This is a genomic window from Pseudomonas sp. NPDC089422 (assembly GCF_044749405.1).
Lineage (GTDB): Bacteria > Pseudomonadota > Gammaproteobacteria > Pseudomonadales > Pseudomonadaceae > Aquipseudomonas.
In genome coordinates this window covers 234,379-253,804 of the sequence record NZ_JBIVHW010000004.1, presented here as the reverse complement: position 1 = coordinate 253,804, position 19,426 = coordinate 234,379, and the positions used below count along the sequence as shown (strand labels likewise).

Here is a 19,426-nt window from a genome sequence, read left to right as displayed (position 1 = left end):
CGCACTCTAACCGCTGTGCTCCATCGGGCGCCAGCCATGGCGCGCTATTCCCACACGATTATTAGACACTTCAACGCCTTCTGCCCTCAGGCGTGCCCGCTGTTCATCGCCAGAGGGTGTGCTTGCTGCGAGGCTCAGGCGGCCGCCCGCGCCGACCACTCTGTGCCATGGCAGGCGGCTGTCCGCTGGCAGTTGCCCGAGCACTCGGCCAACCCAGCGCGCCGCGCGACCCAGGCCCGCCAACTCGGCAAGCTGGCCATAGGTCACGACCTTGCCGGGTGGCACTTGTCCCAGAACGGTAAACAGCGCCGTTCGTCGGGCCTCTGGTGATTCCGCGGCATGCGCATATGGCTCAGACATCAGAGCAGCCCTGGCCTGGGATGAAACCGGACGAATGGTCGCGGCAAATGAGAGTTGAACTCAACGGCATGCTCCTGGGTCTGTCCTTGCTCTGGTCGTCGGTATCTGGATAATGCCCGGCTTTTTTCGTCAAATCGAACCTGTAGCGCGCTTATGTATTCTAGATCCTTGCTGTGCCTGTTGACCGCTTCGCTCTGCGCCGCCCCGGCGTTCGCCGACACCGTGTGGATGAAGAACGGGGACCGGCTCAGCGGCAAGATCCGTGTTTTCGACGGTGGCAAGCTAGTTCTGGAGACCCCGTATGGCGGCTCGATCTCGCTGGACTGGAAACAGGTCAAGACCCTGGAAAGCGACCAGGAACTGCTGGTCAAACAGGACGCCTACAGCGGCGAGAAGGCCAAGTCGCTCAAGGCCGCCGAGCCGGGCAAGGTGACCCTGGCCAACGGTGATGCGCCGAAGACGGTCGACCTGGCCAGTGTCCAGCAGATCATGAAGCCAAAACCGCTGGTCGAGGACTTCATCTGGAAAGGCAACGTCGACGTGGCCATGGACTACAAGCGCGCCGAGACTAACAGCGACGACTACGACATCGACTTCAAGACCACCGCCCGCCACGGCCGCTGGCGGCACAACGCCGAAGGCGAGTACAACCGCGAAACCAAGGACGACGTTACCACCACCGACAACTGGAGTGCCGAGTACGCGCTTGACCGTTTCATCACCGAGAAGTGGTTCTGGCAGGGGCGCATGGAATACAAGCGTGACCGCATCGAAGACCTGTCCCGCCAGCGCACGGTCGGTACCGGTCCTGGCTACCAGTTCTGGGACGACGAGCTGGGCGCGTTCTCGCTGGGCTCGCTGATCAACCGTACCGACTTCGAGTACCAGGACGGTGCCAAGGACAACTTCTACTCAGCGGCGGTGAAGTGGGACTACACCCGCTACCTGATCGGCAAGAACGTCCAGCTGTTCACCAATGGCGAGTTCGCCAAGCCGCTGGGCGGCGTTGCCGACTACGCGCTCGATGCCGAGGTGGGCCTGCGCTACAAGGTCACCGAATGGGCCTCGCTCAACCTCAAGGCGGAGAAGGACATCATCACCGGTACGCGGGACAGTGACCTGGACAAGACCCGCTACACCGCAGGGTTCGGTGTGACCTGGTAGATTGCCGGGGCCGCGCAGCGGCCCCATTGGCACTGGATCTGATAATGCTTATCTTGTCACTCATCCAGCCCGTATCCAGGAGCCGCCCCCAAGTGAGTACCAACGCCATCCGCCCCGCCCGGGAACTGCTGCTCAAGGAATACCGCGGCGTGCTCTCGACCCATTCCAAGTCCATGCCGGGCTTCCCGTTCGGTTCGGTGGTGCCTTACTGCCTGGATGCCCAGGGCAATCCGCTGATCCTGATCAGCCGCATCGCCCAGCACACCCACAACCTGCAGAAGGACCCCAAGTGCTCGCTGCTGGTGGGTGAGCGTGAGGCCGAGGACGTGCAGGCTGTAGGCCGCCTGACGGTGATGGCCGAGGCGCACAAGTTGGTCGACGAGGCTGCCATCGAGGCAGCGGCCGAGCGCTACTACCGCTATTTCCCCGATGCGGCCAACTACCACAAGGCCCATGACTTCGACTTCTGGGTCCTGCAGCCGGTGCGCCATCGCTATATCGGTGGCTTCGGCGCGATCCACTGGCTAGACCAGGTGACCCTGGCCAATCCGTTCGCGGGCAAGGCCGAGGCGAGCATGATCGAGCACATGAACAGCGACCATGCCAATGCCATCGCCCATTACGTCGAGCTGAGCGACCTGCCGCGCAGCGTTCCGGCGCAGATGGTCGGCATCGACAGCGAAGGCATGCACCTGCGCATCGGCCAGGGTATCTACTGGTTGGCGTTCCCTGCGCCTTGCAACACGCCGACACAAGTCCGCGAAGCCCTGGTTCTGCTGGCGCGCGCCGACCAATGGCCGACTGCGACTGAAGTCGAGGCTTGAAATCCCGCGCGCACGCATCCATTTGTAGGTCTTACAGGAAGGGTCTCTTCCGACGAGGAATGCTTTGATGCGTGCTTTTCTACTGCTGTTTCTACTGTTTCCGGTGCTGGAGCTGTTCGTCTTCGTCAAGGTTGCCGGTGCCATCGGTTTCTTCCCGGCGCTGCTGCTGATCATCGCCGGCTCCGCCCTGGGTGTGCTGGTGGTGCGTGTGGCGGGCCTCGCCACCGCCCTGCGGGCCCGTGAAAGCCTGCAGCGTGGCGAACTGCCCGCCGAGGACATGTTCCAGGGCCTGATGCTTGCCGTGGGCGGTGGCTTGCTGCTGCTGCCAGGCTTCATCAGCGACGTGCTGGGCCTGCTGTGCCTGCTGCCGTTCACCCGCCAACTGGCTGCCCGCAAGATGCGCGAGCGCGCCGAAGCCCAGGCCATGCGCCAGCGCGCGTTCCAGGGCGACCCGTTCCAGGCGCAGCCGCGTGATGGCGGCCATCGTCCGAACGTGATCGAAGGCGAGTACGAGCGCCGCGACAAATAATCAGACCTGCAACCCCCGGGGCCGCACAAGCGGCCCCGGTCTTTTTCAACCGGCCGAAAAATTTTGCATATCAAGCCTTGTAATTGAATATGGCGGCCTCATGTATGTGGTCACCGCAAGGTTTCTGGTGGCAACACCAGTCATGACACAGGTGGTTCGCCCTTTGCGGGCCACCCCCGGCAACGCCGGACCGCATCAACCCGCCGGTGTCGATACCGGCCGATGAAAACCACAATTTGGGAGAGATCGACAATGAAGCTTCGTCCTCTGCATGACCGCGTAGTCATCCGTCGCAGCGAAGAAGAATCGAAAACCGCTGGCGGTATCGTCCTGCCGGGTTCGGCCGCTGAAAAACCAAACCGCGGCGAAGTCGTTGCTGTTGGCACCGGTCGCGTCCTGGAAAACGGCGAAGTACGTGCGCTGGCCGTTAAAGTCGGTGACAAAGTGGTTTTCGGCCCTTACTCGGGCAGCAACACCGTGAAAGTCGATGGCGAAGACCTGCTGGTCATGGCCGAGAACGAAATCCTCGCCGTTATCGAAGGCTGATTTCACCCCCGACTTCCCGTTACTCCAAAGAATTCCAAGGATTAAACGATCATGGCTGCTAAAGACGTAAAATTCGGCGATTCCGCTCGTAAGAAAATGCTGGTTGGTGTCAACGTTCTGGCTGACGCGGTAAAAGCGACCCTCGGCCCGAAAGGCCGTAACGTAGTGCTGGCCAAGAGCTTCGGCGCTCCGACCATCACCAAGGACGGCGTTTCCGTCGCCAAAGAAATCGAGCTGAAAGACGCCTTCGAAAACATGGGCGCCCAGCTGGTCAAGGAAGTCGCTTCCAAGGCCAACGACGCTGCCGGTGACGGCACCACCACCGCTACCGTTCTGGCTCAGGCCATCGTCAACGAAGGCCTGAAAGCCGTCGCTGCCGGCATGAACCCGATGGACCTGAAGCGCGGCATCGACAAGGCCACCGCCGCCGTTGTCGCCGAGCTGAAGAACCTGTCCAAGCCATGCGCCGACTCCAAGGCCATCGCCCAGGTAGGTACCATCTCCGCCAACTCCGACAACTCCATCGGTGAAATCATCGCCGAAGCCATGGAAAAAGTCGGTAAAGAAGGCGTGATCACCGTTGAAGAAGGCTCGGGCCTGGAAAACGAACTGTCCGTCGTGGAAGGCATGCAGTTCGACCGTGGCTACCTGTCGCCATACTTCGTCAACAAACCGGACACCATGGTTGCCGAGCTGGAAGGCCCGCTGCTGCTGCTGGTCGACAAGAAGATCTCCAACATCCGTGAGCTGCTGCCAGTTCTGGAAGCCGTTGCCAAGGCCGGCCGTCCACTGCTGATCGTGGCCGAGGACGTCGAAGGCGAAGCGCTGGCTACCCTGGTGGTCAACAACATGCGCGGCATCGTCAAGGTTGCTGCGGTCAAGGCTCCGGGCTTCGGCGACCGCCGCAAGGCCATGCTGCAGGACATCGCCGTCCTGACCGGCGGCCAGGTCATCTCCGAAGAAATCGGCCTGTCCCTGGAAACCGCTACCCTGGAGCACCTGGGTAACGCCAAGCGCGTCATCCTGTCCAAGGAAAACACCACCATCATCGACGGTGCTGGCGTTGACGCCGACATCGAAGCACGCGTCAAGCAGATCCGTGCCCAGATCGAAGAAACCTCTTCGGACTACGACCGTGAGAAGCTGCAAGAGCGTCTGGCCAAGCTGGCTGGCGGTGTTGCCGTGATCAAGGTCGGTGCTGGCACCGAAGTTGAAATGAAAGAGAAGAAAGCCCGCGTTGAAGACGCCCTGCACGCTACCCGTGCTGCCGTCGAAGAAGGCGTGGTGCCTGGCGGTGGCGTTGCCCTGGTTCGTGCCCTGGCTGCCATTGCCGACCTCAAAGGCGACAACGAAGACCAGAACGTCGGTATCGCCCTGCTGCGTCGCGCTGTTGAAGCGCCGCTGCGCCAGATCACTGCCAACGCCGGCGACGAGCCAAGCGTTGTCGCTGACAAGGTCAAGCAAGGTTCGGGCAACTTCGGCTACAACGCTGCTACCGGCGAATACGGCGACATGATCGAGATGGGTATCCTCGACCCAGCCAAGGTCACCCGTTCGGCGCTGCAAGCTGCTGCTTCGATCGGCGGTCTGATGATCACCACCGAAGCCATGGTTGCCGACCTGCCGGAAGACAAGCCAGCAGCTGGCATGCCTGACATGGGCGGCATGGGTGGCATGGGCGGCATGATGTAAGCCAGCCTTACCCCCTGCACCAAGAAAAAGCCCCGCCTAGTGCGGGGCTTTTTCGTTTGCCTGTGCCGGCCATTGGGGCCGCAAGGCGACCCCTCCATCAGACGACGCTTCTCTCTGCGGCAGGCACTTCAGCCATGCCGCGCCGATACAGGATGAGGTAATACGACCCCAATCCGATCAACCAGCAGAACACGGCGGTCCACACGTTATGCGACAGGAAGTGCGCACCCTGCAGCATCCGCCCCAGCCCGAGCGTCGAGCCGGCCACCAGGGCCACCCCGAACGCCACCCGCGCCAGTTTCGGCCGGCGGTCACGCAGCATGAAGAACAGCCCGAACAGGCAGAACCCGGTTGCCGCATGGCCGCCCGGCCAGCACAGTCCCGGCTTGTCGGTGGCCGGGCGATGTTGCAGCAGTTCACTGTAGGTTTCCTTGCCGCCGAACTGGGTCAGGCTCCACGGGCATTGCACCTGGGTCACCTTCTTCAGCGGGGTGACGAAGGCCGTCGACAGCCCCAGCGCCAGAACCAGGCAACCCAGCTCGCGGCGCCAGCTGAACAGACGCTTCCAGAAGAAACTCGAGGCGAACGCGCCCAGTGAAATCAGCCCAAGCAGGATCACACCTTGCTTGACCCGGTCATGCATGACGGTTTCCAGCAGGTAACTGTGACGGCCGATGAACTGCCCGGCGGCGGGGTCGAAGAACAGGTTGGCGACGTCCATGTCGAGCGAGGTCAGTTCCAGCAGGAGCAGGGCCGCGGCAACAGCCAGGGGTATGCCCAGGTACAGCCAGAGATTGATCGGACGCGGACGAGTGCGTTGTTGCATGACGACTCCAGGGGGTAAAAAGACCGGGCATTGTCATGCGCCCGCTATCCTCTGTCCGTGAAGGATCAGTGAAAAAACTGTCAAGTTCGCTGAATTTGCCCTGGGGCTGGCACAGCACCGACGATGGCCTTAAGCTGCGCCTGCCGCGCACCCTAGCGAAGCGCCGCACAGGAGAACCCGATGCGTATTCTTTTGGTTGAAGACAACCGCGATATTCTTGCCAACCTTGCCGATTACCTGGGCATGAAAGGCTACACCGTCGACTGCGCCCAGGACGGCCTCTCGGGCCTGCACCTGGCCGCCACCGAGCACTATGACCTGATCGTGCTCGACATCATGCTGCCCGGTATCGATGGCTATACCCTGTGCAAGCGCCTGCGCGAGGATGCCCGCCGCGATACCCCGGTGATCATGCTCACGGCCCGCGACCAGCTGGACGATCGCCTGCAGGGCTTCCGCTCCGGTGCCGACGATTACCTGCTCAAGCCCTTTGCCCTGTCCGAGTTGGCCGCGCGCATCGAAGCCGTGCTGCGTCGGGCCCAGGGCGGTGGGCGCCGTACCCTGCAGGTCGCGGACCTGAGCTACGACCTCGATACTCTCGAAGTGACCCGTCAGGGCCGCCTGCTCAAGCTCAACCCGGTCGGCCTCAAGCTGCTCGCGGTTTTGATGCAGAAAAGCCCGCACGTGCTGCGCCGCGAGGTGCTGGAAGAAGCCCTGTGGGGTGATGACTGCCCGGATAGCGACAGCCTGCGCAGCCACGTGCACCAGTTGCGCCAGGTGATCGACAAACCGTTCGAAAAACCGCTGCTGCATACCGTCCATGGCGTCGGCTATCGCCTCGCCGAGGGCCGCGATGGAGTTTAAGCAAAGCCTTGCCCAGCGCATCATCATCGCCTTTGCGTTGATGAGCGCGCTGGTGGCCGGCGCCTTCGCCTTCGGTATCGTCGCCACCGTGCACCTGGTCGAGGAGCGCCTGATCTCATCGGTGCTCGGCGGCGACCTGCAGCGCTTGCTGCGCATGGACAGCGTGAGTGACTGGAGCCACCGGCCACGGCCTGACCAGCTGTTCTATTTCAGTGGCGGGCGCGACGACTTCGAGCTGCCCAAGGACCTGCGCCACCTCGATGCCGGCTTCCATGAGGTGTTTCGCGACCAACTGTCCTACCACGCGATGGTCGAGATCGTCGATGGCCGGCGCTATGTGCTGTTGCAGGACCAGAGCGATTTCGAAGAGCGCGAGCGCGTGCTGTTTGCCGTGGTGGTGGTGGGCTTTGTGCTCAGCCTGGTGCTGGCGGTGGTGCTCGGCTGGCTGTTGGCGCGAAGGGTGATGGCACCGGTCATCCGCCTGGCGCGTCAGGTTCGCCATCGTGATCAGTTGCTTGGCCTGGCGCCGCCGTTGGCGCCCGACTACGCGGCCGATGAAGTCGGCCAGCTGGCGGTTGCGTTCGACGATACCCTGGGCCGGCTGCGCGATGCACTGACCCGCGAGCGCTTGTTCACCAGCGATGTCAGCCATGAATTGCGCACACCGCTGATGGTGCTGGCCACCTCATGCGAACTGCTGATGGAAAACCCCAATCTGGATACCCGCGCGCGCAGCCAGGTGGAGCGCATCGCCCGCGCCACGGAAGAGATGCGCGAGCTGGTCAAGACCTTCCTGATGCTGGCGCGTGCCCAGCGGGACCAGGGCGCCGTGGCGTCCCAGGCAACCCTGCGTGAAGTTGCCGACGACCTGATCGGGGTGTGGCGCGATACCATCGAACAGAAGGGCCTGGCGCTCTATTTCGATGGCCAGGTCAGTGCAGGCCCATTGCTGTACAACGCCACCTTCCTGCAATCAGTGATGGGCAACCTGCTGCGCAACGCCGCACATTACACCGATAGCGGTTACATCCGCCTCAGCCTGGAGCTCAACGGCTTCAGTGTCGAGGACAGTGGTGTGGGTATCCCGGAGGAGCAGCGCGAGGCCATGTTCCAGCCGTTCGTGCGCGGCGAGGAGCGGCGTGGCGAAGGCCTCGGGCTGGGTCTGTCGCTGGTGCAGCGGATCTGCGATGACCAAGGCTGGCGGGTGACGCTGACCTCGACGGCACCCCATGGCTGCCGCTTCCAGGTCGACCTGAGCCAGAGCGCGGAAAAGATCGATCCGACGCAAGAATAAGGTGGAAAATTCCTAAGAAACAATGTGAAACATACCTACCGTTTGATGACATTATTTTCACATTGGCATGACCAGTTGCCCACGATTCGTTACCTAAGGTATGCGCATTGGAGACAGGAGCCACTCGATGCGCAGCCCGATCAAACTCGAATTTTCCGAGAAGTACGACCAGCAACACGCTCAGGAGTACTTCCTCAAGCACCAGGATGGACTGGCTCGACGGCTGTCCCACCAGCGTGACGAGCAGCTGGCACGTCGCGCCCTGGCACTGGCTGGCGAACCGGGCCTGGTCCTCGACCTGCCTTGCGGCGCCGGCCGTTTCTGGCCGCTGCTGGCGGAAAAACCGAACCGGGTGATCATTGGTGCCGACAATTCCGAGGCGATGATCCAGACGGCCTGTGCCGCACAACCGCCAGAGGTGGTGGCGCGGGTACGTCCTTTGCAAACATCGGCATTCGCGATCGACTTGCCGGATAATTCGGTCGACAGCATCTTCTGCATGCGGCTGTTCCACCACATTGGCGAGGCGGCTCACCGCAAGACCATCCTTGACGAGTTTCAAAGGGTTAGCCGTGACAGTGTAATCCTGTCATTGTGGGTGGACGGTAACTTCAAGGCCTGGCGCCGGCAGAAGCTCGAGCGCAAGCGCAGTGCCAAGGCCGAGCAGGGCAGCTATCAGAACCGTTTCGTGTTACCGGCAGAAACGGTCGAAGCAGAATTCAAGGCCGCCGGCTTCAGAATCCAGGAACACCTCGACTTCCTGCCGTTCTATGCCATGTGGCGGGTATATGTATTGCGTAAGGGGTAGTGTTTGATGGCTGTAGCCCAAAATGGGGAGTCGCGGTTCGATTATTACTGGCGCCAGCAGGGCGAATGGGTCGAGGAACCCAACCAGCGGCGCGGTGGTGAAAGTGGCGTACAACGGCTGAACGATGGCAACGGCAAGGTGCTGTATGCCAAGCGTCAGGTTGGCCATATCTATCGCAGCCTGTTGCACCCATTCGGCAGGCCGACCGTGTTGCGCGAGCTCGATGCATTGAACAGCTTCGAGCAACTGGGTGTGCGCGTGCCGCGCATCGTGTTTTGTGGTGCCGAGCGAGATCCCGAGCACCAATGGCGCGCGCTGCTGGTCAGCGAGGCGCTGGATGGCTTTGTCGAACTCGACACGTGGCACGCCGAAGGCGCGCGCGAACGCTATCCTCAAGTTGTGCATGAACGCATGCTCAAGGATTTGGCCGACAACCTGGCGCGTATGCACCTGGGCCATTGGCAGCATGGCTGCCTGTACGGCAAGCATGTCTTCATCAAGGTCATCGGCGAGGGTGAGCAGGCCCGCGTCGAGGTAGCACTGCTGGACCTGGAAAAGTGCCGACGACGCATCAGCTGTCAGCGGGCTGCGGGTAACGACCTGCGTCAGCTGCGCCGCCACTCGTCGCTAAATGACACGGAATGGCAAACGCTGCTCTATTTTTACCAGATGGCGTTTGGCAGCGCTGTCAAAGGGTTAGGGCAATGAAACTAGAAATAGCTCGAGCTTTGTTCCTGGTGGCTGGTTTGGCTGTGACCACGGCGGCGGTAGCTGCCTGGGAAGAGCCGCGGCCAGTGGTTTTCAGCAAGGCAGACCAGTGCGCGGTACCCCGTGAGGTCAAGGCACAGCAGAACAAGGCCGAACCGGACCAGGACCTGCTGTTGTTCCTCTTCGGCATGCGCCAGGGGCTTCGGCCGTTTGGCTGATACAGCTCGAGCAAGATAAAGGCCTCGCAATCGCGAGGCCTTTGTTTTTTGCAGGAGCGGTCATGCCGTTATCGGCTGCTTGGCTGCGGATTTGTGTGCCAGCAAGGTGTAGATACACGGCAGCACAAAGAGGGTAAACAAGGTCCCGATCGACATCCCGGTGGCAATCACCGTGCCGATATCGAACCGGCTCACCGCGCCGGCGCCGGTGGCCAGGATCAGGGGCACCATGCCGAACACCATCGCCGCCGTGGTCATCAGCACCGGCCGCAGGCGAATGGCGGCAGCTTCCTCGATGGCCTGGCGAACGCTCAAGCCCTTTTCCTCACGCAACTGGTTGGCGAACTCGACGATCAGGATACCGTGCTTGCTGATCAGGCCGATCAGTGTCACCAGCCCTACCTGGGTGTAGATGTTCATGCTGGATATGCCCAGAAACAGCGGTAGCAGCGCGCCACAGATCGACAACGGCACGGTCACCAGAATCACCAGCGGGTCGCGGAAACTCTCGAATTGCGCGGCCAGCACCAGGAAGATGATCGCCAGCGCCAGGCCGAAGGTCACCCACAGGGCGCTGCCTTCCTGCACGTACTGTCTGGCGGTCCCGGCATAGTCGAAGGCAAAGCCCTCCGGTGCCTCCTCCCGGGCGATGTCGCGCACCGTCTGCAATGCCTCGCCAATGCTGACCATCGGCACCCCCTGGATGATCGCCGAGTTCAGCTGCTGGAACTGGTTGAGCTGGCGGGGGCGGGCGCGGTCACTGAGGGTGATCAGTGTCGACAAGGGCAGCAGCTGCCCTTGCTCGTTTTTCACGTAGTAGTTGTTCAGCCAGCCGGCGTTGTCCCGATAGGGCCGTTCCACCTGGGCAATCACCTTGTAGCTGCGGCCTTCGAGGGTGAAACGGTTGATTTCCGCCTCGCCCAGCAGGGTGGCCAGGGTGCCGCCCAGCGTATCCATGGACACGCCCATCTGCGCCGCCTTGGCCCGGTCGATGTCGACCACCACTTCAGGCTTATCGAAGGCCAGGTCGATGTCGAGAAAGGCGAACTTGCCCGACTCCTGTGCCCGTTGCTTGACCCGTTGGGCGACCTCCAGCAGGGCAGGGTAGTCACCGGCGGTGTTGATCACGAACTGGAACGGCAGGCCTTCACCGGTGCCCGGCAGCGACGGCAGGTTGAAACCGAAGATCTGCAGCCCGCCGATCTGCTCCAGCTTGGCCTGCACCAGCGGCAGCAGCTCCATCTGCGTGCGCTGGCGTTCGTTCCAGGGCTTGAGCAGGAAGCCACCAATGCCGCTCTGCACGCCGTTGAAACCGTTGATCTGGAATGACGAGTAGTACTCGGGGAAACGTTTGAACAGGGGCGTGAACTGGTCGGTGTAGGCGTTCAGGTAGTCGAGGTTGGCCGGCTGCGGCGAGCTGCTGATCATGAAGATCACGCCCTGGTCCTCGTTCGGCGCCAGCTCGTTCTGGGTGAACTTGAGCAGCACCGGGATCAGGCACAGGATGATCACGGCGAACACCAGCACCACCGGGCGGCTGTCGAGGGTGGCGTGCAGCAGGCGCTGGTAACGCACCTTGAGGCCTTCGAACAGCACGTCGAGCCGATGGGCCAGGCCGCTGGCGTTCTGCTCCTGGCGCAGCAGCAGGGCGCACATCATCGGCGACAGGGTCAGGGCGACGATGCCGGAGATGACCACCGCGCCCGCCAGGGTCAGGGCGAATTCCTTGAACAGCGCACCGGTGAGCCCGGTAAGGAAACCGATGGGCGCGTACACCGCCGCCAGGGTGATGGTCATCGACACCACCGGCATGGCGATTTCCCGCGCGCCTTCCAGGGCCGCCTCGAAGGGTGACTTGCCTTCCTCCATGTGCCGGTGGATGTTCTCCACCACCACGATGGCATCGTCCACCACCAGACCGATGGCCAGCACCATCGCCAGCAGTGTCAGCAGGTTCAGCGAGTAGCCCATCATCTGCATGAAGAACAGCACGCCGATCATCGACAGCGGAATGGTCACCACCGGGATCAGCACCGAACGCAGGGCGCCGAGGAACAGGAACACCACCACGATGACGATCAGCACCGCTTCACCCAAGGTCTTGATCACTTCGTCGATGGATGCCTGGATGAACAGCGTGGCGTCGTAGGCGATGGATACCTTCAGCGCCGACGGCAGCTGGCTTTCCAGCTCCGGCATGATGCGCCGCACTTCCTTGATCACGTCCAGCGGGTTGGCCGCCGGGGTGGCCTTGATGCCGATGTAGACCGACGGCGTGCCATCGAACGAACTGACCGTGTCGTAGTTTTCCGCGCCCATCTCCACGCGTGCCACGTCACCCAGCAGCACCCGGCTGTCACCGGACACCTTGAGCGGCAGCGCGGCGAAGGCGTCGGCCGATTTCAGCTCGGTGCTGGCGTTGATGCTGGTGACCACGTACTCGCCCTTTACCTCGCCGGCGGCGGAGAGGAAGTTGTAGCGGCGTACGGCATCGGTCACGTCGGTGGCCGACAGGCCGAAACCGGCCAGCTTCACCGGGTCGATCCAGATGCGCATGGCGAACACCTGGTTGCCGAGAATTTCCGCTTCGGCCATGCCCGGCAGGGTCGCCAGCTTGGGCTGGATCACCCGCGACAGGTAGTCGGTGATCTGCGGATTGCTCATCTCCTTGCTGTAGAAGCTGATGTACATCAGCGCCGAGGCGTCGGCGGCTTCTTTGCTCAGGACCGGGTCTTCGGCGTTCTGCGGCAGCTGGTTGCGCACCTCGTTGGCCTTGGCCAGCAGTTCGGTGAACAGGCGGTCGCTGTCGGCGCCGATGCGTGCGTAGATGGAGATCACCGAGAAGTTCTGCCGGCTGACCGAGGTCATGTAGTCGATGCCTTCGGCACTGGCCAGGCTCTGTTGCAACGGCTGGGTGATGTAGCCCTGGATGGTCTCGGCGTTGGCCCCGGGGTAGGCGGTGGTCACCGTGATCAGGGCGTTTTCCATTTTCGGGTACTGGCGGATCTGCAGCTTGTTCCAGGCCTGGAAGCCGAGCAGCAGGATCAGCAGGCTGACCACGCTGGCCAGCACCGGGCGGCGGATGAACGGGTCGGTGAACGCCATGCCTGCCTCCTGCTCAGTCGGTGCGCGGGGCGCCCTGTTCGGGCTTGAGCGCGCTGTCCTGGCCAATGCGGATGGCCGCACCCGGGGTCAGCTTGAGCTGCCCGGCGGTGACCACCTGTTCACCGGCCTTGAGGCCCTTGCTGATCACCACCACGCCATCGCGGCGCTCGCCGGTCTGTACGGTGCGCTGTTCGGCGCTGAGCTGTGGCTGGCCCTTGTCGTCGTTTTCCGGGTTGCCGTCCTTGTCCTTCTTCGGCGTGGCGACATACACCGAGTTGCCGTACAGCGTGTAGGTGATGGCGCTTTCCGGCACGACCACCTGGGGCTGCGGGTCGGGCAGCAAGATCATCAGGTTGGCGAACATGCCAGGCAGCAGCTTGTCGTCCGGGTTGGCCAGGGTCGCGCGCACCAGCAGGTTGCGGGTGTTCTCATCGACCTTGGGATTGATCGCGCTGAGGCTGGCCGGGAAGGTCTGGCCCGGATAGGCCGCCACCTGCACCAGCACCTGCTGGCCCAGGCTCAGGTGCGGCAACGCCTGCTCCGGGACGTTGAAGTCGACGTACAGGCTGGACAGGTCCTGCAGGGTGGCGATCACCGTGCCGGCCGCCAGGTACTGGCCGATGTCCACCTGGCGAATGCCGATGGTGCCATTGAACGGCGCGTTGATGCTTTTCTTGATCTTCTGCGCCTTGAGCTGCTCGACCACCGCCTGATTGCGCCGGTACTGGGAGGACAGGCGATCGAACTCGCCGCGGGAGATGGCGGCATCACCGACCAGCTGGCTGCCGCGGCCGAAATCGACCTTGGCCAGCCCCAGGTCGGCCTGGGCGGTGCCGAGCAGCGCGGTTTCCTGGTCGTCGTTGAGCTGCAGCAGCGGTTGCCCGGCCTTGACCTTCTGTCCGGAGTCGAAGTACAGGGCTTTGACGATGCCTTCCACTTCCAGGCTCAGCTCGACGCCCTGCAAGGCTTTCAGGCTGCCCACGGCAGGCAGGCGCTCCTGCCACTGGCGTTGTTCGGCCGCAGCGGCGGCAACGGTGATGGGCGGCCGTGGGGCGGAGAACACCTGGATCTGTTTGTAGATCGAGAAGCCCTTGTAGCCCCCCAGGGCCAGCACGATCAGCAGAACGACGGCCAACATGATGAGCATGCGGCGGCGTAGCATAAGTCCGGTTCCTTGGATGCGTGGTTGTTATTCGTTTTGACACGACAACGGGCGATCCTGCCCACGTGCGGATGGGGGAAGTATTGCAGAAGGGGGAGGGGATTGCCTGTACCGGCCTCTGTGGGGGCGGCTTCAGCCGCGAAGAGGCCAGTACCGGCAGCAGAACACTCAGACCAGGTGCAGGTGGTTGTCCCAGAAGCCGGACGGCAGGTCCATCGGTTGCCCGATCAGTTCGGCCTTGCGGCAATCGTAGAAGCGGCAACGCCCTTGCCCGGAAGTGACGACGAAACCATCCTTGACTGCGCCGACTCCGGCGCAATCGGGCATCGGTGCATCGAGCTTCACCGCTCCGCTGTCCAGGTCCCAGACGAACAGGCGGTTGGCCCGCGGTGCGGTCAGGGCCACCAGGCGCAGGTCGCTGTGGATGGCGACGCTGGCGGTGTACTGGGCCATCGATTGCAGCTGCCGCTCCGGTACCGGGAAGGCCTTGAACGGCTCGCCCGGGCGCTTGATCGCCAGCAGCTCGGCGGTCTCGTCGGCAGCGCCCATGAACTGCTGGCAGGTGGCGATGGTGCCATCGTCGCCCACTGCCAGATGGCGCACGCTGTTCATCTGCTGGGCCAGGGTCTCCTTGCTCAGCAGGGTGCCGTCGCGCTGCATCAGCACCAGGCTTGGCTGCATGGCGTCGAGGTTCATCTCGACCCGGCTCTCGGCCTCGGTGCGGATGCCGCCGTTGGCCACGATCAGGGTTTCGCCGTCCGGCAGCCAGGCCACTTCATGGGGGCCGATGCCGTGGGTCGGGATCTCGCCGGTGTGCACCAGGCGCTCACCCTCGAAGCGGTACACGCCGAGCACGCCACGGCCTGGGTCGGTGGTGTCGTTCTCGGTGGCATACAGCCATTCGCCACCCTTGTGGATCACCGCGTGGCCATAGAAGTGCCGGTTCGGTTGCGAGGTGACGGTCTGCAGCAGACGCCCGTCGCGCAGGTCGACCAGGTAGCTTTCGGTACCGGGGCGACGGGCGACGAACAGGGCGATCGGCAGCTCGGGGTGGTTGATGATGGCATGGCAACGCTGGGCAACCTGGGTGCTGAACACCCGGGTGCCGTCCAGGCGGAACCCGACCGCGTAGTGCTTGCCGTCGCCATCGTCCCGTGCCGACAGCAGCAAGGGTTCGCTGCCTTTGTTGCGCAGCAGGCTCCAGCCGCCCAGGGTCAGGGCGCTGAGCAAAACGCTACCGAGTTTGAGGGCCTGGCGTCGCAGCATGATCAGTCACCGTCGTTGGCATTGAAGCCCAGCTGGATGTTCAGCGCCTTGGCCAGGTCGCCTTCGTGCAGGCGGTGGACGGCATTGAGGGCATCGTAGAACTGGTTGAGGGTCTGCTGCCCGGCGTCGTCGGCCAGCAGCTCGCCGAGGGTCTTCTGGTTGTCGGCCAGCAGTTTGAGCGCCGTAGCGTAGGCGTCGTCGATCTTCTGCGCCAGGGCTTTCTGATCGCTGGGCAGCAGGCTGCGCAGGCCCTGGTTGTCGACCCCGACCCACACGGCCTGGGCGGCCTTGAGGGTGGCTTCCAGGCTCTTCAGCGACGAATGGCTGCGCCAGGCTTCGGCCTGCAGCGGCTGTGGGATGCCCTTGCTCTGGCGGCCCATCGGTGCACCCAGCTTCTTCTTCAGGGTGTCCAGGGCGGTGACCTGGGAGCGCAGCAGGTCGGCGATCGCCTCGTGGGAGTCGGCGTAGCGCTGGTTGGGGAACTTGGTCATCTGCGACAGCATGCCGTCGGTGCTGTTCCAGGTCTTGAGGATGTCCTCGGCGAGAACCTTCTGGTGATCGGCGATGGCGACCAGCAGCGGGCAGTAGCGGGCTTTCTGTTCGGCAGTGGCGATGTCCGGCTTGCTGTCGAAGAGGATGTACTCGTAAGCCGACAGGCCGCGTACCACGACGCTGGCCTTGCCCAGGGCGGCGGCATCGACTGGCTTGTCGCCGTTGACCAGTTGCTCGACCTGGCGGCCGACCAGGTTCTTCTTGTCCGGCCAGAACTGTACCTGCCAGGCGCGGTTGCCTTCGGCCAGCGGGCCGACCAGCAGCGGTTGCAGTTCGGCCCAGGCTTTCTGCGCATTGAGGAAGTCGGCGCGCGCGGTGTCCAGGCTTTCCTTGCCTTCACAGTAGGCCAGGGCGCTGGCGGCCAGCTGGCGGTCGGCTTCGACCCAGCGGCTGTAGGTCGGCAGGATCACCTGCTTGGCGATGGCGGCGGAAGTCACCGCCTGCGGGTCCTGCGGCGAGCAGGCACCCAGGGCGAGTGCGGCGAGGCTGGTGAACAACAGTTTGGGTCGGAACATGCCCGGCTCCTTGCGCGTTTTAAAGTGAGTTCAGGAAAGCCAGCAACGCGGCGCGCTGCTCGGCATTGAAGGTCAAGACATGGTCGCGCGCCGACTGGGCTTCGCCGCCGTGCCAGAGCACGGCTTCGAGCAGGTTGCGGGCGCGGCCGTCGTGCAGGTACTGGGTGTGGCCGCTGACCGTTTCGGTCAGGCCAATGCCCCACAGCGGCGGGGTACGCCAGTCCTGGCCGTTGGCGGCGAATTCGGTGCGCTCGTCGGCCAGGCCAGGGCCCATGTCGTGCAGCAGCAGGTCGCTGTAGGGGCGGATCACCTGGTTGGCCAGCTCCGCTTCGGCGCTGTTGGCAGCGGTGGTGAACTGCGGGATATGGCAGGCCTGGCAACCGGCCTGGAAGAACAGGTTCTTGCCGGCCAGCACTTGCGGCGCGCCGACGTCACGGCGGGCAGGCACGCCGAGGTTGCGGGTGTAGAAGGTGACCAGGCGCAGGATGTTGTCGCTGACTTCCTTCTCGTCGCCTTCGCCGTCGCCATTGGGCGCGGCCCGGCAGTCGACCTGGGCCGGGGTGCAGTCGTCCTTCGGCTGCAAGGTGCTGGTCAGTCCCATGTCACCGTTGAAGGCATGCACGTTCTGCTGGTTGACGTTGGGCTGCCCGGCCTTCCAGCCGAAGCGGCCGACCACGGTCTTGCCCTGGGCATCGTCCCAGACCCGGTTGGCGCGGCCGCGGATACCGTCGTGGTTGCGGTCGTCCGGGTCTTCGTTGGCCAGGATGTCGGCCTCGGGAATCGCTTCGAGCAGGCCCAGGCCGATCATCGGCGGGGCGACGCGGGCCGAGAAGCGCGTGTCGGGGTGCATCGCACCATAGCCGAGCTGGGTGATCTGCAAGGTCGGGCGGCGCAGCTCGACCGGGTGGCCGTCCTTGAAGGTAACGGTCTCGGTGGTGTAGTTCACCCGCACCTTGCCCTCTGGCGCCACGCCGGGGATGGCCATGTCCTGCAACTGGGTGCCGTAGACGGGCTCGGGGACCACGCCCAGGCGCTCGATCTCTTTGGCCAGGTAAGGCTGATCGGGGATCGACAGGCGCACCAGCATGCCGACGGCATTGCTGTCGCCCGGCTCCGGCGGGTGCCCGCGGCCATCGCGCACGTGGCAGTTCTGGCAGGCCGTGGTGTTGAACAATGGGCCCAGGCCGTCACGCGCGGTGGTGGTGGACGGAGCGATCACCCAAGGGCTGCGGAAGAAGCTGTTGCCCACGGCGAAGTCCAGGCGCCGCTCGGCCGAGAGGTTGGCCGAAGGCAGGGAAAACGCCTTGCGGTCGTCGCGCTGGACCGTTGCCTGGCCGCCAGACAACGCTTCGCCGGGCTCGGCCTGGGTGAAACGCGGGGCGTCGTCACAGGCGGCAAGGGCGAGGGCCAGCAGCAGAGGGGAGAGTCGGGACAGCGACGAGGACATGCAAAATCCTGGGCGTGGACGAAAAACCGGCGTGCAAGCTTAGCAGGCCAGCCTTGTTTGAATAAGAGCAATTTGCAATTACCCGGGTGAAAAGGATGTGAAATGCCAGCATTTTCATGTGCTGCAGCGGCCTTTTCGCGGGCACAGAAAAAAGGCGACCCTAAGGTCGCCTCTTTGTGAACCGAAACGGTCGATCAGAACTCGTGATCGGCGGTATCCGGGTTCAGGTTGGCAATACCCAGCTTGCCAGCAGCCTGCTCGATCGAGCCGGTCTGCTTGACCAGCGAGGCGATGGCATCGCGCACGATCTGGTTGCCGGCAGCGTTGTCGGCGGCGATCAGCTGGTCGTAGTGCTCGCCCTTGAGCGCGTGGTCGACCATGACCTGGATCTTCGCTTCGGTGGCTTCGAGGTCGGCCTTGAGGGTGGCATCGGCCGCCGGGTCGGCCTTGGCCACCAGCGAGGACAGGCTCGGGCCGGTCATCTTGGTACCGTCGACACGGGTGTACTCGCCCAGGTAGACGTTGCGGATGCCCTTGGCGTCGTAGAAGTGCGAGTAGTGGGTGTTGTCGCTGAAGCAGTCCTGCTCGTCTTCCGGCGAGTTGGCTTCCAGCGAGACCTTCATGCGCTCACCGGCCAGTTCGCCCAGCGACAGGCTGCCCATGCCGAACAGCATCTTGCGCAGGCCGTCGGCCACCGGCTCGGCTTCCAGCGTGGCGCGGTAGTTGTCGGCGACGTTCGGCGCCCAGTTGCCGACCATCTCTTCGAGGTCCTTGACCAGCAGTTCGGTGACCGCCTTCAGGTAGGCACGGCGACGGTCGTTATGGCCGCCGGTGGCACCTTTGCCTTCCAGGTAGTCGGAAGCCGGGCGGTTGCCTGCGCCTGGGCCGGTGCCGTTGAGGTCCTGGCCCCAGAGCAGGAATTCGATGGCGTGGTAGCCAGTGGCGACGTTGGCTTCGGAACCTGCCAGTTCGTTCAGGCTGGCCAGCTTCTCAGGGGTGATGTCCTTGACGTCGACCTTCTCTTCGCCGACCTGGATCTCGGTGTTGGCGATGATGTTGGCGCTGGCCGCCGGGTTGCCCAGGGCGTGCTCGTAGCTCTTGTCGACGTAGTCGATCAGGCCTTCGTCCAGCGGCCAGGAGTTCACCTGGCCTTCCCAGTCGTCGATGATGGTGTTGCCGAAGCGGAACACTTCGCTCTGCAGGTAGGGAACGCGAGCGGCGACCCAGGCCTCTTTGGCGGCTTTCAGGGTCTCGTCGTTGGGCTTGGCAAGGAACGCGTCGACGGCGGTCTGCAGGGTTTTGGCGGTGCTCAGCGCGTCGCCGTACACGGCACTGACCATTTCGGCGTAATGCTTGACCACGGCTTTGCCGGCCGCTTCGTCGACAGCCCCGGGCGCCGCAGCGGTGGTGCTGGCAGCAGCAGGTGCCGGAGCTTGCGGAGCGGCGGCCTTGTCATCCTTGCCTTCGCCGCAACCGGCGAGAGCGATGGCGATGGCCAGCAGACTGGCGGAGGCCAGAGGCATACGAATCATTATTGGTTTTCCTG

General features: G+C 63.5%; 18 protein-coding genes. 10 read left to right on the top strand and 8 right to left on the bottom strand.

Translation table 11 applies throughout. The annotated features are described in order from the left end of the window. Positions 1-6: 6 nt before the first annotated feature. Complete coding sequence (locus ACIPZ8_RS09805) at positions 7-360, bottom strand: MGMT family protein (RefSeq protein ID WP_400722060.1); 354 nt, start codon at positions 358-360, stop codon at positions 7-9. A 153-nt stretch (positions 361-513) separates the two neighbouring features. On the opposite strand from ACIPZ8_RS09805, the gene ACIPZ8_RS09800 reads away from it, so the two are divergent. The 5 genes from ACIPZ8_RS09800 to groL all read left to right on the top strand — a co-directional run bounded on the left by ACIPZ8_RS09800 (position 514) and on the right by groL (position 5,115). Continuing rightward, positions 514-1,524: a DUF481 domain-containing protein gene (locus tag ACIPZ8_RS09800; protein ID WP_400722057.1), complete on the top strand. Its 1,011-nt coding sequence runs from the start codon at positions 514-516 to the stop codon at positions 1,522-1,524. A 92-nt stretch (positions 1,525-1,616) separates the two neighbouring features. Then, the gene (locus ACIPZ8_RS09795) at positions 1,617-2,348 is read left to right on the top strand and encodes a HugZ family protein (RefSeq protein ID WP_400722054.1); all 732 of its coding nucleotides are present in this window, start codon (positions 1,617-1,619) and stop codon (positions 2,346-2,348) included. A gap of 67 nt (positions 2,349-2,415) precedes the next feature. Next, positions 2,416-2,877: an FxsA family protein gene (locus tag ACIPZ8_RS09790; protein WP_400722051.1), complete on the top strand. Its 462-nt coding sequence runs from the start codon at positions 2,416-2,418 to the stop codon at positions 2,875-2,877. 252 nt (positions 2,878-3,129) lie between these two features. Beyond that, positions 3,130-3,423: a co-chaperone GroES gene (locus ACIPZ8_RS09785; RefSeq protein WP_009684394.1), complete on the top strand. Its 294-nt coding sequence runs from the start codon at positions 3,130-3,132 to the stop codon at positions 3,421-3,423. A gap of 51 nt (positions 3,424-3,474) precedes the next feature. Continuing rightward, positions 3,475-5,115: a chaperonin GroEL gene (gene groL, locus ACIPZ8_RS09780; protein ID WP_400722048.1), complete on the top strand. Its 1,641-nt coding sequence runs from the start codon at positions 3,475-3,477 to the stop codon at positions 5,113-5,115. 97 nt (positions 5,116-5,212) lie between these two features. Here groL and ACIPZ8_RS09775 read toward each other — a convergent pair whose 3' ends face one another. Further along, on the bottom strand, positions 5,213-5,941 hold the full coding sequence (locus ACIPZ8_RS09775) for a phosphatase PAP2 family protein (protein WP_400722045.1): 729 nt from the start codon (positions 5,939-5,941) through the stop codon (positions 5,213-5,215). A gap of 180 nt (positions 5,942-6,121) precedes the next feature. Between ACIPZ8_RS09775 and colR the strand changes: the two genes are divergently transcribed. From colR to ACIPZ8_RS09750, 5 genes are all read left to right on the top strand, one after another. Beyond that, positions 6,122-6,805, top strand: a complete 684-nt coding sequence (gene colR / locus ACIPZ8_RS09770) for a two-component system response regulator ColR (RefSeq protein ID WP_003255215.1) — start codon at positions 6,122-6,124, stop codon at positions 6,803-6,805. Beyond that, the gene (locus tag ACIPZ8_RS09765) at positions 6,795-8,099 is read left to right on the top strand and encodes a sensor histidine kinase (protein WP_400722042.1); all 1,305 of its coding nucleotides are present in this window, start codon (positions 6,795-6,797) and stop codon (positions 8,097-8,099) included. Before colR ends, ACIPZ8_RS09765 begins: the two co-directional genes overlap by 11 nt. A 127-nt stretch (positions 8,100-8,226) precedes the next feature. After that, the gene (locus tag ACIPZ8_RS09760; protein WP_400722039.1) at positions 8,227-8,907 is read left to right on the top strand and encodes a class I SAM-dependent methyltransferase; all 681 of its coding nucleotides are present in this window, start codon (positions 8,227-8,229) and stop codon (positions 8,905-8,907) included. A 6-nt stretch (positions 8,908-8,913) separates the two neighbouring features. Beyond that, complete coding sequence (locus ACIPZ8_RS09755; protein ID WP_027917969.1) at positions 8,914-9,615, top strand: lipopolysaccharide kinase InaA family protein; 702 nt, start codon at positions 8,914-8,916, stop codon at positions 9,613-9,615. Beyond that, a complete protein-coding gene (locus ACIPZ8_RS09750) occupies positions 9,612-9,833 on the top strand; it encodes a hypothetical protein (protein WP_294324875.1) in 222 nt (73 codons plus the stop codon). The genes ACIPZ8_RS09755 and ACIPZ8_RS09750 overlap by 4 nt, the downstream gene beginning before the upstream one ends. Before the next feature lie 60 nt (positions 9,834-9,893). On the opposite strand, the gene ACIPZ8_RS09745 is transcribed toward ACIPZ8_RS09750, so the two are convergent. The 6 genes from ACIPZ8_RS09745 to ACIPZ8_RS09720 all read right to left on the bottom strand — a co-directional run bounded on the left by ACIPZ8_RS09745 (position 9,894) and on the right by ACIPZ8_RS09720 (position 19,412). Further along, positions 9,894-12,938, bottom strand: a complete 3,045-nt coding sequence (locus tag ACIPZ8_RS09745; RefSeq protein WP_400722036.1) for a multidrug efflux RND transporter permease subunit — start codon at positions 12,936-12,938, stop codon at positions 9,894-9,896. Between the two features lie 13 nt (positions 12,939-12,951). Then, entirely contained in the window at positions 12,952-14,100 is a 1,149-nt protein-coding gene (locus ACIPZ8_RS09740) for an efflux RND transporter periplasmic adaptor subunit (RefSeq protein WP_400722033.1), read from the bottom strand. A gap of 168 nt (positions 14,101-14,268) precedes the next feature. Next, a complete protein-coding gene (locus ACIPZ8_RS09735; RefSeq protein WP_400722030.1) occupies positions 14,269-15,366 on the bottom strand; it encodes a DUF1513 domain-containing protein in 1,098 nt (365 codons plus the stop codon). 2 nt (positions 15,367-15,368) lie between these two features. Beyond that, entirely contained in the window at positions 15,369-16,433 is a 1,065-nt protein-coding gene (locus tag ACIPZ8_RS09730; protein WP_400722027.1) for an imelysin family protein, read from the bottom strand. A gap of 19 nt (positions 16,434-16,452) precedes the next feature. Then, on the bottom strand, positions 16,453-17,880 hold the full coding sequence (locus ACIPZ8_RS09725; protein WP_400722024.1) for a di-heme oxidoredictase family protein: 1,428 nt from the start codon (positions 17,878-17,880) through the stop codon (positions 16,453-16,455). A gap of 194 nt (positions 17,881-18,074) precedes the next feature. Next, complete coding sequence (locus tag ACIPZ8_RS09720; RefSeq protein ID WP_400722021.1) at positions 18,075-19,412, bottom strand: imelysin family protein; 1,338 nt, start codon at positions 19,410-19,412, stop codon at positions 18,075-18,077. Positions 19,413-19,426 lie beyond the last annotated feature (14 nt).